Source organism: Mycobacterium sp. IDUB_28, assembly GCF_055419285.1.
Map to the genome: position 1 here is coordinate 193,048 of NZ_JBVAXK010000010.1, position 16,632 is coordinate 209,679.

The 16,632-nt window shown below is 67.8% G+C and carries 20 protein-coding genes; 4 read left to right on the forward strand and 16 right to left on the reverse strand.

What is annotated here, in order from left to right; all coding sequences use genetic code 11:
* Positions 1-78: 78 nt before the first annotated feature.
* Both ACZYZ9_RS20895 and ACZYZ9_RS20900 read left to right on the forward strand, forming a co-directional pair.
* Positions 79-609: a hypothetical protein gene (locus ACZYZ9_RS20895; protein ID WP_463828174.1), complete on the forward strand. Its 531-nt coding sequence runs from the start codon at positions 79-81 to the stop codon at positions 607-609.
* Between the two features lie 85 nt (positions 610-694).
* Entirely contained in the window at positions 695-1,219 is a 525-nt protein-coding gene (locus ACZYZ9_RS20900; RefSeq protein WP_463828175.1) for a hypothetical protein, read from the forward strand.
* A gap of 77 nt (positions 1,220-1,296) precedes the next feature.
* On the opposite strand, the gene ACZYZ9_RS20905 is transcribed toward ACZYZ9_RS20900, so the two are convergent.
* From ACZYZ9_RS20905 to ACZYZ9_RS20945, 9 genes are all read right to left on the reverse strand, one after another.
* A complete protein-coding gene (locus ACZYZ9_RS20905) occupies positions 1,297-1,833 on the reverse strand; it encodes a hypothetical protein (RefSeq protein ID WP_463828176.1) in 537 nt (178 codons plus the stop codon).
* A gap of 28 nt (positions 1,834-1,861) precedes the next feature.
* Entirely contained in the window at positions 1,862-2,203 is a 342-nt protein-coding gene (locus ACZYZ9_RS20910) for a hypothetical protein (RefSeq protein ID WP_463828177.1), read from the reverse strand.
* 379 nt (positions 2,204-2,582) lie between these two features.
* Complete coding sequence (locus ACZYZ9_RS20915; RefSeq protein ID WP_463828178.1) at positions 2,583-3,626, reverse strand: DUF932 domain-containing protein; 1,044 nt, start codon at positions 3,624-3,626, stop codon at positions 2,583-2,585.
* Positions 3,627-4,049: 423 nt separating this feature from the next.
* On the reverse strand, positions 4,050-4,361 hold the full coding sequence (locus ACZYZ9_RS20920; protein WP_463828179.1) for a hypothetical protein: 312 nt from the start codon (positions 4,359-4,361) through the stop codon (positions 4,050-4,052).
* 90 nt (positions 4,362-4,451) lie between these two features.
* Positions 4,452-4,937 (reverse strand): hypothetical protein, encoded by a 486-nt coding sequence (locus ACZYZ9_RS20925; RefSeq protein WP_463828180.1) that lies wholly within the window; start codon positions 4,935-4,937, stop codon positions 4,452-4,454.
* A gap of 392 nt (positions 4,938-5,329) precedes the next feature.
* Entirely contained in the window at positions 5,330-6,298 is a 969-nt protein-coding gene (locus tag ACZYZ9_RS20930) for a DUF4192 domain-containing protein (protein WP_463828181.1), read from the reverse strand.
* Positions 6,299-6,690: 392 nt separating this feature from the next.
* Positions 6,691-7,230 carry a hypothetical protein gene (locus tag ACZYZ9_RS20935; RefSeq protein ID WP_463828182.1) on the reverse strand — a complete coding sequence of 180 codons (540 nt, stop codon included), beginning with the start codon at positions 7,228-7,230 and terminating at the stop codon, positions 6,691-6,693.
* A 389-nt stretch (positions 7,231-7,619) separates the two neighbouring features.
* Positions 7,620-7,964: a hypothetical protein gene (locus ACZYZ9_RS20940; RefSeq protein WP_463828183.1), complete on the reverse strand. Its 345-nt coding sequence runs from the start codon at positions 7,962-7,964 to the stop codon at positions 7,620-7,622.
* Positions 7,965-7,991: 27 nt separating this feature from the next.
* Positions 7,992-8,333, reverse strand: a complete 342-nt coding sequence (locus tag ACZYZ9_RS20945) for a hypothetical protein (RefSeq protein WP_463828184.1) — start codon at positions 8,331-8,333, stop codon at positions 7,992-7,994.
* A gap of 335 nt (positions 8,334-8,668) precedes the next feature.
* On the opposite strand from ACZYZ9_RS20945, the gene ACZYZ9_RS20950 reads away from it, so the two are divergent.
* On the forward strand, positions 8,669-8,986 hold the full coding sequence (locus ACZYZ9_RS20950; protein WP_463828185.1) for a helix-turn-helix domain-containing protein: 318 nt from the start codon (positions 8,669-8,671) through the stop codon (positions 8,984-8,986).
* Positions 8,987-9,102: 116 nt separating this feature from the next.
* Positions 9,103-9,411, forward strand: coding sequence for a hypothetical protein (locus tag ACZYZ9_RS20955; RefSeq protein WP_463828186.1), 309 nt, complete (start codon positions 9,103-9,105; stop codon positions 9,409-9,411).
* 425 nt (positions 9,412-9,836) lie between these two features.
* Here the strand turns inward: ACZYZ9_RS20955 and ACZYZ9_RS20960 are convergent, their stop codons facing one another.
* The 7 genes from ACZYZ9_RS20960 to ACZYZ9_RS20990 all read right to left on the reverse strand — a co-directional run bounded on the left by ACZYZ9_RS20960 (position 9,837) and on the right by ACZYZ9_RS20990 (position 16,299).
* Positions 9,837-10,511: a chymotrypsin family serine protease gene (locus tag ACZYZ9_RS20960; RefSeq protein WP_463828187.1), complete on the reverse strand. Its 675-nt coding sequence runs from the start codon at positions 10,509-10,511 to the stop codon at positions 9,837-9,839.
* A gap of 6 nt (positions 10,512-10,517) precedes the next feature.
* Positions 10,518-10,700 (reverse strand): amidohydrolase, encoded by a 183-nt coding sequence (locus ACZYZ9_RS20965; protein ID WP_463828188.1) that lies wholly within the window; start codon positions 10,698-10,700, stop codon positions 10,518-10,520.
* Positions 10,697-11,947, reverse strand: coding sequence for a hypothetical protein (locus tag ACZYZ9_RS20970; RefSeq protein ID WP_463828189.1), 1,251 nt, complete (start codon positions 11,945-11,947; stop codon positions 10,697-10,699). The genes ACZYZ9_RS20965 and ACZYZ9_RS20970 overlap by 4 nt, the downstream gene beginning before the upstream one ends.
* The gene (locus ACZYZ9_RS20975) at positions 11,944-12,240 is read right to left on the reverse strand and encodes a hypothetical protein (protein WP_306255929.1); all 297 of its coding nucleotides are present in this window, start codon (positions 12,238-12,240) and stop codon (positions 11,944-11,946) included. The genes ACZYZ9_RS20970 and ACZYZ9_RS20975 overlap by 4 nt, the downstream gene beginning before the upstream one ends.
* A gap of 28 nt (positions 12,241-12,268) precedes the next feature.
* The gene (nrdH, locus tag ACZYZ9_RS20980) at positions 12,269-12,496 is read right to left on the reverse strand and encodes a glutaredoxin-like protein NrdH (RefSeq protein WP_054586055.1); all 228 of its coding nucleotides are present in this window, start codon (positions 12,494-12,496) and stop codon (positions 12,269-12,271) included.
* 697 nt (positions 12,497-13,193) lie between these two features.
* Positions 13,194-14,843, reverse strand: coding sequence for a ParB/RepB/Spo0J family partition protein (locus tag ACZYZ9_RS20985; protein WP_463828190.1), 1,650 nt, complete (start codon positions 14,841-14,843; stop codon positions 13,194-13,196).
* Positions 14,844-15,174: 331 nt separating this feature from the next.
* Positions 15,175-16,299, reverse strand: a complete 1,125-nt coding sequence (locus ACZYZ9_RS20990) for a helix-turn-helix domain-containing protein (RefSeq protein ID WP_463828191.1) — start codon at positions 16,297-16,299, stop codon at positions 15,175-15,177.
* Positions 16,300-16,632 lie beyond the last annotated feature (333 nt).

A 16,632-nucleotide genomic window follows, 5' to 3' on the forward strand; every position in this document is an offset into this window, starting at 1 on the left:
CCGGTGATGGGTGCGGTCGGAAAGATTTTTGGCTTGCGTTGCGGCGCTGGGGGGTTGGTGGGGCTTAGCGTGTGATCCATGGCGAACACAGTGATCAGCAAGCAGGCCCGCCGCGCCGCGCGCGAGGCCGCCAGCGCCGCCCAGGACGACGTGGTGCGCCGCACCCGGGCCAACGTCGAGGACCTGGGACGGTATTTCTCGGCCCGCGAGCGAGTCGAGTCCGTCGACGGCTGGCTTGAGGCGCGCCAGCAGGTGTTGCGCGAGGATGCCGATCGCCGCCGCGGCGCGCAGCGACTGGTGTGCGGGCAGGCGCTGGCGGCGATGCGCGACCGGGGGGAGCCCCTGCGTGAGATCGCGCGGATGGCCAAGCTCTCCGAAAAGCAAGCCCGCGAACTGATTCGGGAAGCCGAGGCTGCCGCGCAGAATGCCACGCCGCCGGCCGCGGACGAGTCGGCAACGGCGGCGCAGCCGCCGGCCGGTGACGACGCGGCGGCACAACCGCTCGCTAACCCCGCGGGCGGTGCCATCGAGGCGAACGGGGCGACGGGGACCGCCATCCGAAGCGGGGCCGCTGTAAAGGCGCTGGCGCCGTCAGCGGCGACGGCCTAAGAAGCTTCGATGTCGGTGCACTCGGTGATGATGGGTGCGGGTGCGGCAACCGGGCCGCGCGCAGGCATCGAAAAGCAGTGGGGTCATGGGACGTTCGCAACCGCTACAGCTGGTCGTTGATCCGGTCGCGCATGCCGAGGAGTTGGCGCGCTTTGCCGCGCACGTGGTGCGCGGCCCCGCAGCGGAGGATTGCGCGATCTGGACCGGCGCGGTGGGAACCGACGGCTACGGCAGGTTCTGGGTCGGCCGCGGGTCGGACCGGATCATGGTGCGCCCGAACCGATATGCGCTGGCGGCCGCACTGGAAGGCGAACCGTTGGCACCGTGGGTGCGCGCCCTGCACGGCTGCGACAACCCGGCGTGCGTGCGGGTGAGCCTGCCCGGCGAGGTCGGCCTGCTGCACATCGTGGGCGGCACCCAGCGCGACAACATGGTGATGATGGCGCGGGCAGGCCGCGGCGGCGGGCGGGTGCCGATCCGCCAGGGCGACAACGGGCTTCGCGCGCGCCGCGAGCGGGCGGTGGCGCTACGCGAAGCGGTGCGCCACGGGTGGGACGGCGAGGCGGTGAGCGCGGCGCTGCTGGGGTCGGGTGACCCGACGCTGTGGTGAGGTTTGGTCGGAGCACCTCCCACGAGGGGTGCCCGACCATTTCGGCGGGGAGTCGATCGGGCACCCACCCTCAGAGCCTAGTGGCGCGGGGCCCAGCCGGGACCGGGGTGCTGGCGGCGGTAGTCGAGGCGGTCGCGCGCCCAGGCCCCGAAGTTCTGCGAATCAGGTGTGGTGCGTTCGGATTCCACGGTCAGCGAAGGCAGCGGTGTGCGCCGCCACCCGGTGTGGTCGGCGGGGAGATCGGTGTGAGCGAGGTATTCGCGCGTGTCGAGGTTGCACAGATAACCCACGGCGGCCGACGCGGCCGCCTGGCCCAGCGGTCTGTTCGGTGCTACGCCGTCGGCCACGAGTCCGTCGAACCGCACGAAATGGCGGTCCTCGACAAGGAAGTACAGAGCGGCCTGGTGGCCGGGGTCGGGGTCGGCGCAGTCACCGGCCCAGACCAGGCGCAGACCGCCGTCGAGAGCCAGCAGCGTCAGCACCGCAGCCATGAGCGGGGCGTCCGCGCGGCTGTGCCCGGCCAGCTTGAGGCCCGAACCGTAGTCGGCGGGGTCCAGGGCGCAGACGATGTGTCCGGCGGTATTGAGAAAGATCGGGGTGAAGTACTCGCCCATGAGTTCGGCTCCTTTTGGTGTCGGGGGGTCAGCGGACGATGCCGGCGGACAGGGCGGCGGCGGAGACAGGGTTCCATCCGACGGGTTCGACGGCCCAGGCGGTTTCGCCGGTAACGACGACGTCGCCGACGGACAAACTGCGGTGCCCGGCCAAGCGGTAGCGCAGCGCCCAGATGTGTTCGGGCTTGTCGATGTTGAGCTGTTCGAACACGATCTCGCGGGCGGCCTCGATGAGCGCCTGGCCGTGCAGGTGCTCGGCGAGCTCGAGGTCGAAGCTTTCGGCCATGCGCAGTTGCGCGGTGGTCTCGTTGAATCCGACGAAGCGGGCGTAGGCGTTGTTGAGGTAGACAGTGGTCCGCAGAGTAGTCATGGGAAAGTCCTTTCGTGGAAGGTTGGTGTGCCGGTCGGCACGGGGTGTGGACAAGCGGGTGAGGGTGGGCTGTCAACCCCGAAGAGTCCGGCGGTGGGGCCGGCGGATTTGTCGCCCGCGAGCGTCAGCGAGCTGGTAGGGCGGCAAATGTCCTCCGCCGCCGGCGCCAGCACCGGGCGTGGGTGGACAGCTCGGGCCCCCGCCCGGTTAGCGTGTGCGCCCCGTCGACCGGCAAATCAAGGTGAGTGGCTACGGAGGTGGCCGCCGCTGAGGCGGCCGCCCGCGCGCCGTCAGGCGCGGGCGGTGAGGCCGGAAGAAAAAAGGGGGGCCCGGCCAACCCCGGTGTGTGGGGAGCTGGCCGGGCCCGGGGCGGGTCGGGTTAGAGCGTCTGCAGCATCCGGAAAGCTTGGGCTTTGAGCGAACTGGTGCTGGCCGCGCTGGCGATGTTGCGCAGCGCGCGGGCGGTGGCCGCGTCACTGCTGGTGCGGGCACCTCGGACCGGGACGTGATGGTCGAGGTATTCGGTGACGGCGTTGTAGGCCGCCCACCGGGTTCCGGCGATCGGGGTGAGGGTCGGCGAGGACGTCCACAGCTTCACGATGCCGCCCGCCCGTTCGCGGCGGTGCCGGCGGGTGGCGGTGCTGGTCGCGGCGTCGACCTCGAACAGTTGGTGGGCGAAGTCGCGGACCTGATCGGTGTCCATCGCGCGGGCATACAGCGCAGCGGCTTCGGCCTCGAACGCCTGGGTGTAGCGCCAGGTCAGTTTGAGTGCGTTGCGGGCCTCCAAGATGGCCGCCCTGGCCCCTCCGGTGTGCCGGATTCCCCAGCTGGCTTTGGCATCCCGCAATGCGGCCGATTGGGTGTTGGCGCACACGATGCGGATCGGGGTGATGAGGAAGGTGAACTTCGAGGACCCGTCGTGGGAATTGAGCGCTGCCAGATAGAGCTCGGTGCGGTCTTTGGTGCCGTCGCGGCCGTCGAACACGATCGTTTCGGGCAGCTTCATGGTGACGAAGGTTTCCCGTCCGCCGCGCAACGCGCCGGCGGTCTCGAAGTGCGCCCCGCTTTCGTCGACGAGGGCGTCGAGCAGATCGCACGACGCCTCGTTTTGGACGGGCTCGTACTTGCTGCCCACGACGCCGAGGATGTCCAGGCGCCCGTTGATGGGGTTGGTGCGCACGGTGGCGTAGAAATCGGGCACCGCCAGGGGTTCGGGTGCGGTGACGCCGTGTACGTCGATGACGGGGGCCTGGGGCACCTGCAAGGCCATCTTGCGGACGTTCCAGCCGGCCAGGTGGGCGGCGTCGAGGGCTTCGCGTGCGGTCATGGTGTGGCCGACGGTCTGGCCCAGCCGGTGCCAGTGGTCGCTGCGGGAGTTGGCGAAGGAGGCGATGCCGCCGGTGATGTCGAGTTCGTGTGCCATGAGAGGTGTTCCTTTCGGGAAACGGTGTTGTGGTGCGCCGGTCGGCGCAGGGGTGCTTGCAAGCGGGTGGGGGTGGACGGTCAACCCCGACGAGTCCGCGGCGGGTGCTCGCCGGGTTTTCGGCCCGCGCCCGCCCGGCGCGCAGCGACACGGGGCGGGCTGGCATAGGGCCGAAAACGGTCACTCGGGACGGCGATGCCGACCGTGGGCGTGGGTTGAGCGGACGGGCCCCCACCCGGTTACCATTGGCGCCCTGCTGACAGGCAAAGAAGGTGAGTAGCTACGGATTACGCGACGCCACGGGCGGCAGCGACAGGGGTTTCCTACGGCTGCTGGCCGGTGGTGGGCCGGAAGAAAAAAGGGGCCCGGCCGACCCCCGGTGTGAAGGGTGCTGGCCGGGCCCGCGGGTAGATCGGGTTCAGGTCAGGCCTGCGGCGGCCAGGGCACGCCGGATGGCGGTGAGGTCGGCGATGGTGTCGTTGATGATGCCCAGGTTTGCCAACCGTGCAGGGCGGCGTCGACGTCGGCGTGTGCGACGCGGGGGCGGGTGAGTGCTTGGGTGCGGCCGTGGTCGGGGCGGCGGGTGTCGTCGATGACGGCGACGAGTTGGCCGGTCCCGTCGAACAGCCGCGGGTCGCCGGGGGGTGCCCAGTTGAGTTGGAACCGGAGCTGGCGGGCGATGTTGTCGGCGGGGTCGATGAATTCCAGGGCCAGTCCGTAGTCGATGTCGGGCATGAGAGATCTCCTTGAAGGGGTTGGGGTACGGGAAACCCGGCCCGCCGAGTAGTGGCCGGGCCGGGCTGTGAGGTCGTCGGTGGGTACGCTTTAGGCGGCGCGGCGGCGGTGGTGGTCGACCAGGGTGTCGATGGCGTCGTCGAGGGCGTCGTGGTCGGTCGGGCGGTGGTCGTCGATGGTGGTGGTCCACAGCGGGTCGTCGGCGTCGTCGAGTTCGTCGCCGGTGGCGGCGGCCAGGCGGTAGGTGTGGCCGGCGGCGGCCGCGGACCAGGCCCACTTGTTTTTGGGCAGGGCGTGGAAGGTGAGGTCGCCGGCGCGGACTTTGAGGATCCGGGTCACCGGGGGTGTGTGCAGGTCCGGTGCGGTGGCTTCGACGGCGGCGAGTTGGCCGTGGTCGTCGGTGGCCAGCAGGATTAAGCGGTGGCCACCGGCGGGGGTGCGTTCGTGCACGGTGGTCAACGCGATGTCACCGTGGTTGTGGGCGGCGATGTGGGTGATTCCGTAGGCTTGCTCGGCGATGCGGCCCGCGGCCTCGTCGCACAGGTTGAAGGCGTGTTCGAATTCTGAGGTCTCCATGGTTGTGTTCTCCGTTCGCTCAACGTGATTGGCTGCGCCGGTCAGCGCTAGGGGTGCGGTCAATCGGTCGAGGGTGGGCTGTCAACCCCGAAGAGTCCGGTGGTGGCGCCGGCGGATTTACGGCCCGCGAGCGGCAGCGAGCTTGGTAGGGCCGGAAATGTCCTCCGCCGCCGGCGCCGCCACCGGGCGTGGGTTGACCGCTCGGGCCCCCGGCCGATTAGGCTGCGCCCCCTTGCTGACGGCAAGAAAGGTGAGCGGCTACGGATTACGCGACGCCACCGGCGGGCGTGACCGCCACTGCGCGCAGCAGCCAGCCTGCTTCCGGGCCGGTACAAAAAAGGGACCGGCCAACCCCGTGCGGGGGGAGCTGGCCGGTCCAGGCTGGGTGGTGGTCAGTCGGTGTCGGGAGTGCGGGGTTCGGTAGCGGCGATGAGCGCTTGGCTGATCTTTTCCGGTGAGAGCCCGGCACGCAGCGCGGCCGAGAGCAGACCGGCCAGCCGCGGCTCGGGTGTGTGGCTGGAGTGGGCTTCGTCGAACGCGGCGTCGAGGGCGATGCCGGCGCGCACGGTGTCCCCGATCAGGCACAGGCAGGCCGCCGCGACGGTGAGGGCTTCGGCGCGGGGTGCTCCGCGCAGTCGGCGGGCGATGTGGGTCCACAGCTCCGCGGCGTACTCGGGGGTGTCGATGGCCAGCCCGATCATCGCGTCGCGCAGGGCGGGGTGTGCGGTGATCAGGATGCCCGCGCGGGTGGCCAAGGTGGGGTTGGTGATGGGCCCGCCGGCCAGGGCGGCAGTGATCTCCCCGACGGTGGCCTCGACGAGGCGGGCGTGGTTGCCGATCTGGGCCAGGGGTGCAGGGGGCAGCGGGCTGAATTCGTCCTCGATGTCGCTGCGGTGGGCGCGGATGGTGTGGCCGCTGTGGACGAGTTGGGCGGTGAGCACAGCGTCGGTGTAGGGGTAGGTGGGTCCGTACTGGCCGGTGTCGATGTCGAGCCACTGGCCGGTCTCGGTGACGTCGCGGGTATGCAGGCAGCGCAACACCTCGATGTTGATGGTGCGCAGGGACTCTCGGGTGGCCTCGAGCAGGTGGCGGGCGTGGATGTCGTGGGGTTGGTCGCAGATCGCGAGGATGATCGCGGCGGCGAAGTTCCCGGCGCGCAGGTTGCAGGTGGCGGGGAAGTTGGTGGCTTGCTCGGTGCTGTTGGTGATATCGAAGCGGGCCGCGCAGCGTACGCCAAGACCGGTGGTGGGGTGCTGGGCGAGCAGGTAGACCACGATGCTATTAGTGGGAACGAATCCGAGCAGGCCTGGTGCGGCGGCGACGATGTCGGCGGGGGTGCGCAGTGCGTTGAAGTTTTCCATGGTGTTCTCCGTTCGGTGAAGGTGATTGGCTGCGCCGGTCGGCGCTGGGGGTGGGCGTCAATCGGGTGGGGGTGGGCGGTCAACCCCGGAGAGTCCGGTGGTGGGGCCGGCGGATTTTCGGCCCGCGAGCGGCAGCGAGCTGGGTAGGGCCGAAAATGTCTTCCGCCGCCGGCGCCGACGCCGGGCGTGGGTTGACCGCTCGGGCCCCCGGCCGATTACGCTGTGCCCCCAAGCTGGCGGCAATTAGGTTGAGCGGCTACGGATTACGCGGCGCCACGGGCGGGCAGCAGCGCAGTCGGGCGGCAGCCGGCGGGGTTGTGAGCCGGAAGAAAAATGGGGGGGCCTGGCCAGCCCTGCGTGTGGCGGGGGGCTGGCCAGGCCGACCTGCGCGGTTAGGCGATCCGGTAGTCGCAGCTGGTGGGGTCTGCGTCGTATTGCCGGCCGTCGGCGAAGATCGCGATCGCGGTCTGATGTGTGCGGCGCAGCAGTTCGATCATGGACAGCAGTCCGGCCTGGTCGCGAAGCTGCCAGGTCAGTGGGCCGGTGTAGAGGTCGATCCAGTTGACGTTCGCGGTCTTTATCCGGTTGAGCGCGGATTGGGTGACGGCGGCGTAGGTGGGTCGGCGCGTCCACTCGACGCTGAGCGCCACACGGGCCTCGATCTCGTGCGGGTCGCGCCGCAGTGTCGGAATGTGGTGGGGAATGCCCAGCATCTGTGTGCGGGCGGCGGTGAAGGCCTCGAGCAGCCCCTGCACGGCATGGCAGCTGTAGAAGATCATGTGAATACCAGCACACGTCAGAGAGATTCGGGCGTCCGGGGTGCGCGCGTGGTGGGCGGAGACCTCGGCGTGCTGTTGGCCTTTGATGGTGACGATGCTGTGGGTGATGGTCGCGGCTGGGGTGAGGTTGTTGGGCTTGGACGAGGTGGTCATGGGTGTTCTCCGTTCTCCTGTGGTGATTGGCTGCGCCGGTCAGCGCTAGGGGTGGGCGTCAATCGGGTGAGGGTGGGCGGTCAACCCCGAAGAGTCCGGTGGTCGGGGCCGGCGGATTTTCGGCCCGCGAGCGGCAGCGAGCTTGGTAGGGCCGAAAATGTCTTCCGCCGCCGGCGCCGACGCCGGGCGTGGGTTGAGCGCTCGGGCCCCCGGCCGATTACGCTGTGCCCCCTTGCTGACGGCAATAAAGTTGAGCGGCTACGGATTACGCGGCGCCACGGGCGGGCACCAGCGCAGTCGGCTGGCAGCCGGCGGGGTTGTGAGCCGGAAGAAAAAAGGGGGACCCGGCCAACCCTCGGTGTGGTGGGGGGTTGGCCGGGCCCAGGGTGTTAGAACAGGCGCCCGGCGCGGTGCGGGTCGTTGTGGCAGGGGCAGCCACAGCGCCAGCAGAAACCGGGCAGGGACAGCTTGAGCAAAATGCCGCCTTCGTGCGGGCCGCCGAGGCGATGCCCGCACTGATCGTGGCGGCCCTGGTCGCACGTTTTGGTCGGTGCGTTCTCGGGCATCTCGACGATGACTGGGGCGCCGTTGATTTCATCGGGGAAGGTGATCCAGCGGCGCCGAATGACCAGGCCGAGGTGGCGTTCTTCGCGGAAGGCCACCGTGGCGCGGCGTTTGAGGCACTGGATCGGTGCGGCGGCCGTGGCGGCCCATTGTTCCCAGAACTCGCTCATGATTGGTCCTTTCGGAGTGTGGCCGGGTCAGGACCGGTCGGTGACGTGTTGGGTCAGGGCGTAGGCGGCGCGGGTGAGCCGCAGGCTTTCGGTGATGAACGCGGCCACGTCCTCGCCGCTCGTACCTTCGCTGAACTCGACGTCGTAGACCTGGTCACTGAGCAGGGCGCTGACCGCTGCGTGGGCTCCGGTGAGTGCGCTCAGGGCGGTGTTGAGGCTGGTGACGAGTTGGGCGCGGTAGTGTTCGATTTCCAGATCCCAGTCGGCGTAGAGGTTTTCGGCATCGGCGTCGCTGCCGGCAGCGGGCGGCTGGTGCGGGTCGTGGTCGGTGCTGGTCCACGGGTCGATGGTGTGCTCGATGGTGTTCATGGTCAGGATTCCTTTGCGGTAGTGGTGATCTGCGCCTGGTGGCGCGGGCTTGGGGGGACCGGTGGGGTGGCGGTGTCAACCCCGCAGAGGCCGGCGGATCAGCAGGAGGCGGCTATGCCGCCGGTGCCGCACGGGCGCAGCGGGAGCCCGCCCGTCAGGGCGGCGGGAGCGTAGAACGGGCGAGCCCGCCAGGTGTGGGTTGACAGCGACAGGGCCCTCACCGGTCATACTTGCTGCCCGCTGACAGGTAAAAGTTGGTGAGAGGCTACGGATTTCGCAGTGCTGTGCTCGCGCAGACGCCGCGATCGCCCAATGGGAACGAGAGGTGCAACGAGATGGCTAGGGACAGGAGTAATCAACGCCTGCAGAACATGCGCGCCGACCCGGCGCGGGTGGCCGCGATCCGCGAGGGGATGCGCGAGATGGACCGCCAGTACGCCGTCAATCTCGCGGCCATCCGCAAAGCTGCCGCGTTGACACAGACCGACCTGGCCGCACGGTTGGGGATCAGCCAAGGCTCGGTGTCAAAGATTGAGGGCCAGCAGGACTGGCTGTTGTCGACCCTGGCGGATTACATGCGCGCAGCAGGTGTCGAGAACGCTCGTCTGGCGGTGACTGTCAACGGCGAGGACATGGAGTTCACCCTCACCTAGCGCGCGGTCGGGCGTCGGTGGTGGTGGAGCTGGTGGTGCTCTGGCCGTGCGAGCAGGGCACGTCTCGTCCCGGCAGGTGCGGAGGTCTGTCGTATAGCTACGTCATGATGGGAGCTATGAGCACCGACAGTTGCTACCCCCCGACAATCGTTTCCGTACCGCAGGGGCTTACAGCGATCGATGCGGACGGCAAGGTTCTGCCGATCGTCGCGCTGCGCGTCGACTACAACCCGGCTGCCCCTGCTGGCTACGGCGAGCCCGCGACGAAGATCACCCCGCTTTACCTTGCCGAAGGAGGGTCAATCGGTGCGGTCTTCAACGAAGCGACAATTGGTTTGAGCGAGGCCTGGACGCCTGCCTCTTTCGTCGGCTACATCGAGACAGCACTATCGATGGACGATCCGGGCCCTTTCCGTTGTGGTTGAAAACGCGTGGCGGTGAATGTCATTGTCGCAGTAATCTGGTGGCGTGATCGAGACGGCGTTGTGGCGGTTGATGGTGGATTCACCGGGTCCGGTGCCGGTTGCGCTGGCGGCGTGGGTAATGACCGGTGAGTGGCCAGCCCACCAACGGCGTTGCGACGTCGCAGTGTGCGAGTTGCCGTACTAAGTTGTGGCGCGCCTGTCCTCAGGTGGCTGTTGGCGGGCGGTACAGGTAGGGCGTTCCCGCATCGGGGCACCTCGCTCCGAGGAACTGCACCCGGCATGAACAGCGCCGTAATGCCAGGATCTCGCTATCTACGGTGATGAACTCGACCCCGACACGACGGTGTCGCGTGGTGGGAATGCCCACGTCGCCATCGCCATCGGCGGGCGGGAACACAGAGGGTGGCAAGGGTCGATTCCTCGGATCAGTTCAGCAGTTGCAGGCCGTCGGCCAGGGAGGCGAAGCGGCCGTGTTCTTGGCCGTTGGTGGTGGTTTTTTCGCCGAGCCAGATGCCGATAATTTCGGCGGATCCGGTTGCGGTGGTGAGCCAGACGGGGCCGCCGGAGTCGCCTGGGATGCTGGCCGGCATGCCGGTGGTGAGGTATTGGTTTTTGCCGGCGTATCCGGTGATGGCTCCGCAGTGTTGGCCGCTGGAGACTCCGGTGCGGCAGACTTGCTGGCCTTTTTCGGGTTGGGGGTGACGGTTGGTGGTGGGGGTGTCGCCGATGTAGGCCAGCGGCAGTGATCGGATACCGAAGTCGATCAGGCCGTAGTCGGGGCCGCCCTGGTAGGGCGGTTCGACGATGGCGCGGGTGAAGTCTCCGGTCAATCCGGTGCGGGTGGCGCGGGCGTAGCCCGCGGTCTTGCCTCGGCAGTGTCCGGCGGTGACGGCGTAGGTGTGCAGGTCGCTGCCGGTGTAGACGTAGCCGATGGTGCAGAACATGGTGACATCGGCGGCGGCACTGAGGTATTCGATGCGGTCACCGGGGCTGACCGTGGGTATGTCGGCTCGGGCCGGTGCTGATCCGGCCACGGCGATGACCGCAAGAGCAAGAGACAGGGCGGTCGCGGCGGCACGGGTTCGGCGGGTGATGTGCATGGGTTCCTACCTCGAGGAGTGGGGGCGGTGTGGGCGGAGGTGTCGTTCGGAGCGCAGTTGGGCGCGCGCGCCCAGACCGTCGATCCAGGCGCGGGCGGTGTGGGCGGCCGGGCCGCCGGTGCGGCCTGCGGCCGCGGTGATGGCGGTGGCGACTTGTGCGGTGATGAGGGTGTCGATTCCGGTGTTCATGCGGACTCCTGCAGGCGGGGCTCGGCGGTGGCGCTGCGGCGGTAGTCGGCGGCGGCGCGGGTGCGCAGTGCGGTGACGGTGCGCAGGGCCGTCTCGGCGGTTGCTGAACGTTTGTGGCGCACGATCTTGGTCAGCTGCTGGTGTTGGTGGTGTACGGCGCGCAGTTGGCGGGCGGCTTCGGCCAGCCACCGGCGGTGGGTGTGCGCTTGGGTGACGGTGGCGCGTGCTTCGGCTAGCGCGGTCGCGCATTGGTCGGCGGCCGTGGCGGCGGTGGCGGCCAGGGCCAGGGCGTGCAGTTCGTCGAGGCTGACCACGGTGAGCCCGCCGAAGGGTTCGCCCGGTTGCCACAGGCCGGCGGCGAGGTGATCGGTGATGTCGGATTTGTCGGTCTGCAGCGCTGCGAGCACGATGACAACCTGCGCGGCGCGTCGGCGCAGCCGGGTGTGCAGGTCCAGGGCGCGCCGGTAGCCGGCCAGATCCCGGTCGGCGGCGATGACCACCTTGAGCCCGTCGAAGTGCGCGAGCAGATCGTCGGTGAAGTGGGCGGCTCCTTGGGCGTTGGTGGTGGCCAGACGGCCTGCGCGGGTGAGGGTGTCGGCGTCTTTTTCGCCTTCGGTGATCCAGATCCACTCGTCGGTGGTGGCGGCGGTGCCGATTGCGCTACTGCGGTAGAGCACGGGGGTGAATCCTTCGGGTTTGCGGTACACCCAGCGGCGGCCGTCGCGGTAGCGTTGCTGAAATCGTTTGTGCCGGTTGCCGTTGCATCCGCATTCTTGGCGCAGCACTTGCTGGTGGGGCAGTCCGCGGTCGGTGGTGTAGGTGTAGACGCGCACCGTTGTCCACTGGTGATCGGAAGGGTCGGCGGTTCGGGTGATCCGCGCAGGCAGTGGACCTGAGACGAGCGCGGGCCGCGCTGCGGCGCTGCGACGGTGCCTGGTGGGGTGATTGGTGGGAGCCGGTGCGGGGGCGTCGAACAGCTCGGCCACCCGCAAGCCGAGGGCTGCGGCGAGGTCGGCAATGCTGGCCTGGCAGCTAAAGCAGTGCATCAGGACCGCGCCCCCCTGGTCGCCGCGCCCGGTGGGCCGCCAGGTGACTGACAGCGACGGGCTGTAGTCGGTGTGTAGCGGGCAACTTGCCATGAAGGCATCGGTCCCCCGGGGGCGGATGAGGTGACCGGCAGCCTCGAACGCCTGGTGGACGTGCTCGAATGCATCACGCGGTCGCCAGGTGTGGTGTGCGGAGCTCATCGCGGGACCCCGTTGTCGATGACGGCGTGCACAACGGCGTAGGTGGCGCGAGCGTTGCGGATGGTTTCGTCCAGGAACGCGGCGACGTCGCGGCCGTCACGGCCGTCGATGAAGTCGGCGTCGTAAACGATGTTGCTGCACAACCGATCCAGGGTGTCGGCGGCGCTTTGCAGGGCTTCGATGCCGGCCGCGATGTGGGCCAGCAGTTGAGCGCGGGTTTCACCGATGCGTTCGAGATGGTCAAGTTCACCGATGTCGTGCAGGTCGTGGTCCAGGGCGGCAAAAGTAGGCATGGCAGTCGTCCTTTCGATGGAAGGCGGCCTAGGCGGCCAGCGCTTTGATGCGGTCGGGGCGGAAGCCCCCCCAGTGCGTGTCCTCGGCGACCACCACGGGTGCTTGCAGGTAGCCCAGCGCCATCACATAGTCGCGGGCCTCGGCGTCGGTGGTGATGTCGATTGTCTGGTAGTGCACGCCTGCTTTATCGAGGGCGCGGAATGTGGCGGTGCATTGCACACATGCGGGTTTGGTGTAGACGGTGAGAGTAGACATTGGTAGCCCCTGAAATAAATGCGGGATGGGTTGTTGATAATTCAATATTACTGCGCCAATTAGGCTGGCGCTACATCGGTGAGAAACAAATTTGTTGATCTTTTGTCACGGATTCTCTTTGCGTATCAGACGCCGGAATCACTCCACTTCACCACAGGCTCGATGCAGGTAGTCCAGTTGTTCGACAGCACATTTCGCTTGGGCCGGGTCTCCTGTCTGGGCCAGCGTGCAGCGCGGCAGCGTCGCCCTGATTCTCGCGCGGAGTGACCCGGCGAAGAAATACATTCTCTGACGGATTCCGCGCATCCAGTAACCAAGATTGATTGTCGTAATTTATTCGCTGATGCGTTCCCCTTCCTGAACACTCATTTGATTCCCGTCCGTCTGCGACATCTATTCTTTTTGCCCTTCTGGCAGCACGATCTAGACCGGGTTACGGGCGGCGGAGCGCAAGGCCCGGGCGTGAAAGTTTTTCCAGGGAGCCCGTTGTGTGGGCGAGCGGCTCGGGGAAAAGTTCGCGAGCCCGCCAGGGCCCGGAGCAACGCGCAGGCCGGTGCCTTGCGTGCAGCCGATCCGGCCGGTCACGATCGACAAGCCAGAAGGCAACATGCAGTGTGCTTGTTGCACAACGGGGTTGGGCCGGTCAGATGGGAGTGGGGGCCAGCGCCGAAGCCCTGACCCCCACCAGCCGCCGAAGTTACTGCTTCCCGGCGTCGGACAGATACTCGCTGTAGACGGTCTCGGCATCGGTTGTGCCGGTGATGATTTCCTCGACCGCTGCCAGCGGATAGTCGTTAGAGGCCAGCCACCGCAGGTAGACCGCGCTGCCGACACGAGCGCCGTAGCCGTGTGCGGCGCCGCGCCAGGCGTCCTTGGGGGTCGCTGATTCCAGCGCTCCCAACACCAGAGCCAACGTGATCACCTGAGCACGATTGTCACCGCCTGCACCGAGCTCGCTGGCCTGCTTGGCCACGGCGGCGCGCTCGATGCCGAGCAGCTCGGCGGTCGTCTCCACCGCGTTGTGATGAGTCAGCAGGTACGGGTCGCCCGCCAGGCAGGTGGCGACGAAGATCGCCGCACCCTTGGGTGGGGTCTTGCGCGCCAATAGCTTGGTCAGGAAATCGCGGCGCACGCCCATCGCGGCATCACCGAGCTTGTTCAGCGCCAACACCTTGCGGCGTTCCCGCTTGTCGGCCTCGGCCCGCTCGGCTTCGGCCCGCTCACGTTGGGCCTGCAACCCTTCGGCGTCGAGATCGACGGTGGACTCACCGGTGCCGGTGTCCTCGGCCAGCCCGGCGCGGCGGACGAACCACGGCTCCGGCGTCAGACCAGCGGCGCGGAAGTCCAGGCAGAAGTACTGCAGGACGTATCCGGTCGCATCGGTGACGGTGTCGGCGTGGCGCAATCCCTCGGCGGGGGTGGCCTCGGGCTGGTCCTGGGTGTCCCAATCCACGTCGTCCTCATCGACGGCCTCGCCGGTCTCGGCATCAACCACGATCTCGGTTTCGTACAGCAGCACCGCCCACTGGGCCGGGTCAGTCACCGCCTGCTCGTCGGCCTCGGCACCGTCTGCGGTGCGCAGGTGATGCAAGGCGATGCAGCCAGGATCTGAGGCCTCCGGGCGCTGCTGTAGCCAGGTGAACCCCCGCTCCACGTAGGCTTGGGCGGCGTGGGCTTCGGCCTCGGCGGTGGCGCGTTCCTGGCGCAGTTGGGCCACGACGTGCTCAAAACTGCGCGTGCCCGCCACCTGCATCAGCCGGTTGATCGCACCGGGCAAGTCCTCGAACTCGGTGAGCGCCGCCGCCTCGCTCAAGCTCAGCTGCCCCTCGGCCAACCCCTGCATCGCCGCCTGCGACTTCGCCGCCGCCGCCGCTGCCTTCACGGTGTCCTTGCCTACTGACAACTTCTTGGCAACCCTGGTGATCGACACCCCGGCGTCGATCATCTGCTGGATGCCACGGGTGCGCTGCAGCTCGGTGAGCTGCGCGCGCTGGTCGTTCTCCACGATCTGCTCCGACACCCGTTCCACGAGTTGGGCTTTGTCGTCCTCACCGGCGGTTGCGGTACGGACATAGACCGGCACGCTCGCCAGTCCGGCTTCGCGTGCTGCCAGAGTGCGGCGCTGCCCGGAACGCACCCGCAGCTGGCCGTCGCGATCGCGCACGGCGGCAATCGGCGTGAGCACGCCATGCTCTTTGATGCTAGCCACGAACTGCGCGCCGAGGGTGGCCTCGTCGCGGACGTTGGAGTCCAGGACCAGGCTGTGCGGGTCGATGTGCTCGATGACACCCAGCGCGGGGTGCTCACCGGAGTTCTGCTCGGCCTCGGTGGTGATGGTGTCGGTCATGGGTGGAACCTTTCTCGGTTGACAGCGCCCCTTGCGGGCCGCCCGCTTTTTTTGCCTTCTGGCAGCCAAGATTTGGGCCGGCACCAGGGCCGCGAGAGTGCAAGGTCCGGGCGCAAAGTGTCGAAGGTGCGAGCCTGCGAGCAGCGCGAGAGACTTTGCGAGCCTTGTGCCCGTAGCGCAGCGCAGGCCGTGGCCTTGCGCGAAGCGAAGCGCCGGCCATAATCGAAGGCCAGAAGGCAAAAACGTCACCGTCACCGCATTCGCGCGCACGGTCCACGCTGTGCTTTGCGAATGGAAAACCTTGACGCGGCTTACGTGCAGGCGTCGACGATCAGCGTGGCAACGGGTCGAGCAGGTCACGCAGGCGCGCCGTGTCGATATAGACCCGGCGCGGCCCGACCCGGCGAAACGGCAGCTCATCGCGGGCGATCAACCGATACACAGTGTGAGGACTGATTCCCAACAACGGTGCCGCATCGGCAACCGGAAGCAGCGGCGGCAGCGCCTCCCACCGGCGCTCCGCGGCGACACCGCAGGCCCGCGCCCGCCGGGAAGGAACGCCGCGGGCTGACCGAGCCGCTGTGGCCGGACCTCGAAGGCGTTGCGCAGGGGCGCAATTGAGGTGATATCGACTGGGCAGGCGAGCCCCGTCAGCGTCGAATTGCGATCGCCGGCTCAGCAACCCCCGCTCCTCTAAATCGTTGAGAGCACGCAACACCGTGCTCCGCGCGGCCCCAGACTGATCGACCAGGGCGCGAAGGGAGATACACGCAGTGCGGTCGTCCTTCGCTGCGTCGGCTAACACCACGAGAATCATTCGTGCCAAGGGAGATCCGACCGCAGCGCTACGCGCCCAGGCGTGGACATCGGAAGCGGGCTGCTGTCGCATACTTTCGTGGATAAGCCCTTGTGATGGTTTACTGCGACGCCCGGGGCTCACCAATTCTCCTGAAGGCCAGTTTGTCCACACGTCTACGAATTGCCTTGCGAAGGCGGCTAGTTCGTAGGCTGCGCCAGTTTCGGCGTCGGCGTCGCCTGATGGCGCCGCGACGGCGAACCGTCTTTGCGCCACATCGAACGCCGTGATATAGCGGTCGAGAGTTGCTAACGTCGCCTCGGTCACCTCGTCTGACCGCTGCCGGTGTCGCAGCTCGATAGCTTCTGATTTGGGGTGCTGCGCCGCGTCGACGGCAGCGTTGAAATCAGCCTCCGTGGGATCGCCGAGGAAACGCCAGAAGACGTCGCGGCAGTCGCCGCCGCGGCGGAGGCGCTCCACGATGCCCAGCCGGTCAAGGGCGCATAGTTGCGGATAGATTCGGTAGCCGGTCTCGTCGTATCGGTGCGCGCCGAGGAGCTCGCACACGCGACGCGTCGATATCGGCAACGGGCTCTCCGCGCGGAGCGCGGCCAGTATCTGGTCACGCAGCGCAACGGTCCGGGCTGATGGGCTACCCATCACCGATCCGATCAGTTCGCATACTTGCGAGGCTAAGCCCCGCCAATGGCCCAGCGCGACGGCCGCGGCTCACCAATTTTCTGACAGTGCCGATGGCTAGCATGAGCCGAATGCGCCTTCGGCAGACTCATCGCGGCTGGGAAGAAGTGGGGCCCTCGCACTGCCCGGCGTGCGGCGCCGGCTTAGGTGCCCACCAGGTACTTGTAGGCACCTCGCACTGCGCATGTGGATCGCTTCACCGTTCACACAGCTGCGTGGAACGAGCGGAATTGCATCCACCGCAACATAATTGCGCGAATCGAGGTCAGCATAATGCTTGGTGAGTTGCGCTCC

Coding starts and splice junctions, on each gene's coding strand:
- ACZYZ9_RS20895 (WP_463828174.1), top strand. CDS start 79: ATGGCGAACACAGTGATCAGCAAGCAGGCCCGCCGCGCCGCGCGCGAG.
- ACZYZ9_RS20900 (WP_463828175.1), top strand. CDS start 695: ATGGGACGTTCGCAACCGCTACAGCTGGTCGTTGATCCGGTCGCGCAT.
- ACZYZ9_RS20905 (WP_463828176.1), bottom strand. CDS start 1,833: ATGGGCGAGTACTTCACCCCGATCTTTCTCAATACCGCCGGACACATC.
- ACZYZ9_RS20910 (WP_463828177.1), bottom strand. CDS start 2,203: ATGACTACTCTGCGGACCACTGTCTACCTCAACAACGCCTACGCCCGC.
- ACZYZ9_RS20915 (WP_463828178.1), bottom strand. CDS start 3,626: ATGGCACACGAACTCGACATCACCGGCGGCATCGCCTCCTTCGCCAAC.
- ACZYZ9_RS20920 (WP_463828179.1), bottom strand. CDS start 4,361: ATGCCCGACATCGACTACGGACTGGCCCTGGAATTCATCGACCCCGCC.
- ACZYZ9_RS20925 (WP_463828180.1), bottom strand. CDS start 4,937: ATGGAGACCTCAGAATTCGAACACGCCTTCAACCTGTGCGACGAGGCC.
- ACZYZ9_RS20930 (WP_463828181.1), bottom strand. CDS start 6,298: ATGGAAAACTTCAACGCACTGCGCACCCCCGCCGACATCGTCGCCGCC.
- ACZYZ9_RS20935 (WP_463828182.1), bottom strand. CDS start 7,230: ATGACCACCTCGTCCAAGCCCAACAACCTCACCCCAGCCGCGACCATC.
- ACZYZ9_RS20940 (WP_463828183.1), bottom strand. CDS start 7,964: ATGAGCGAGTTCTGGGAACAATGGGCCGCCACGGCCGCCGCACCGATC.
- ACZYZ9_RS20945 (WP_463828184.1), bottom strand. CDS start 8,333: ATGAACACCATCGAGCACACCATCGACCCGTGGACCAGCACCGACCAC.
- ACZYZ9_RS20950 (WP_463828185.1), top strand. CDS start 8,669: ATGGCTAGGGACAGGAGTAATCAACGCCTGCAGAACATGCGCGCCGAC.
- ACZYZ9_RS20955 (WP_463828186.1), top strand. CDS start 9,103: ATGAGCACCGACAGTTGCTACCCCCCGACAATCGTTTCCGTACCGCAG.
- ACZYZ9_RS20960 (WP_463828187.1), bottom strand. CDS start 10,511: ATGCACATCACCCGCCGAACCCGTGCCGCCGCGACCGCCCTGTCTCTT.
- ACZYZ9_RS20965 (WP_463828188.1), bottom strand. CDS start 10,700: ATGAACACCGGAATCGACACCCTCATCACCGCACAAGTCGCCACCGCC.
- ACZYZ9_RS20970 (WP_463828189.1), bottom strand. CDS start 11,947: ATGAGCTCCGCACACCACACCTGGCGACCGCGTGATGCATTCGAGCAC.
- ACZYZ9_RS20975 (WP_306255929.1), bottom strand. CDS start 12,240: ATGCCTACTTTTGCCGCCCTGGACCACGACCTGCACGACATCGGTGAA.
- nrdH (WP_054586055.1), bottom strand. CDS start 12,496: ATGTCTACTCTCACCGTCTACACCAAACCCGCATGTGTGCAATGCACC.
- ACZYZ9_RS20985 (WP_463828190.1), bottom strand. CDS start 14,843: ATGACCGACACCATCACCACCGAGGCCGAGCAGAACTCCGGTGAGCAC.
- ACZYZ9_RS20990 (WP_463828191.1), bottom strand. CDS start 16,299: ATGGGTAGCCCATCAGCCCGGACCGTTGCGCTGCGTGACCAGATACTG.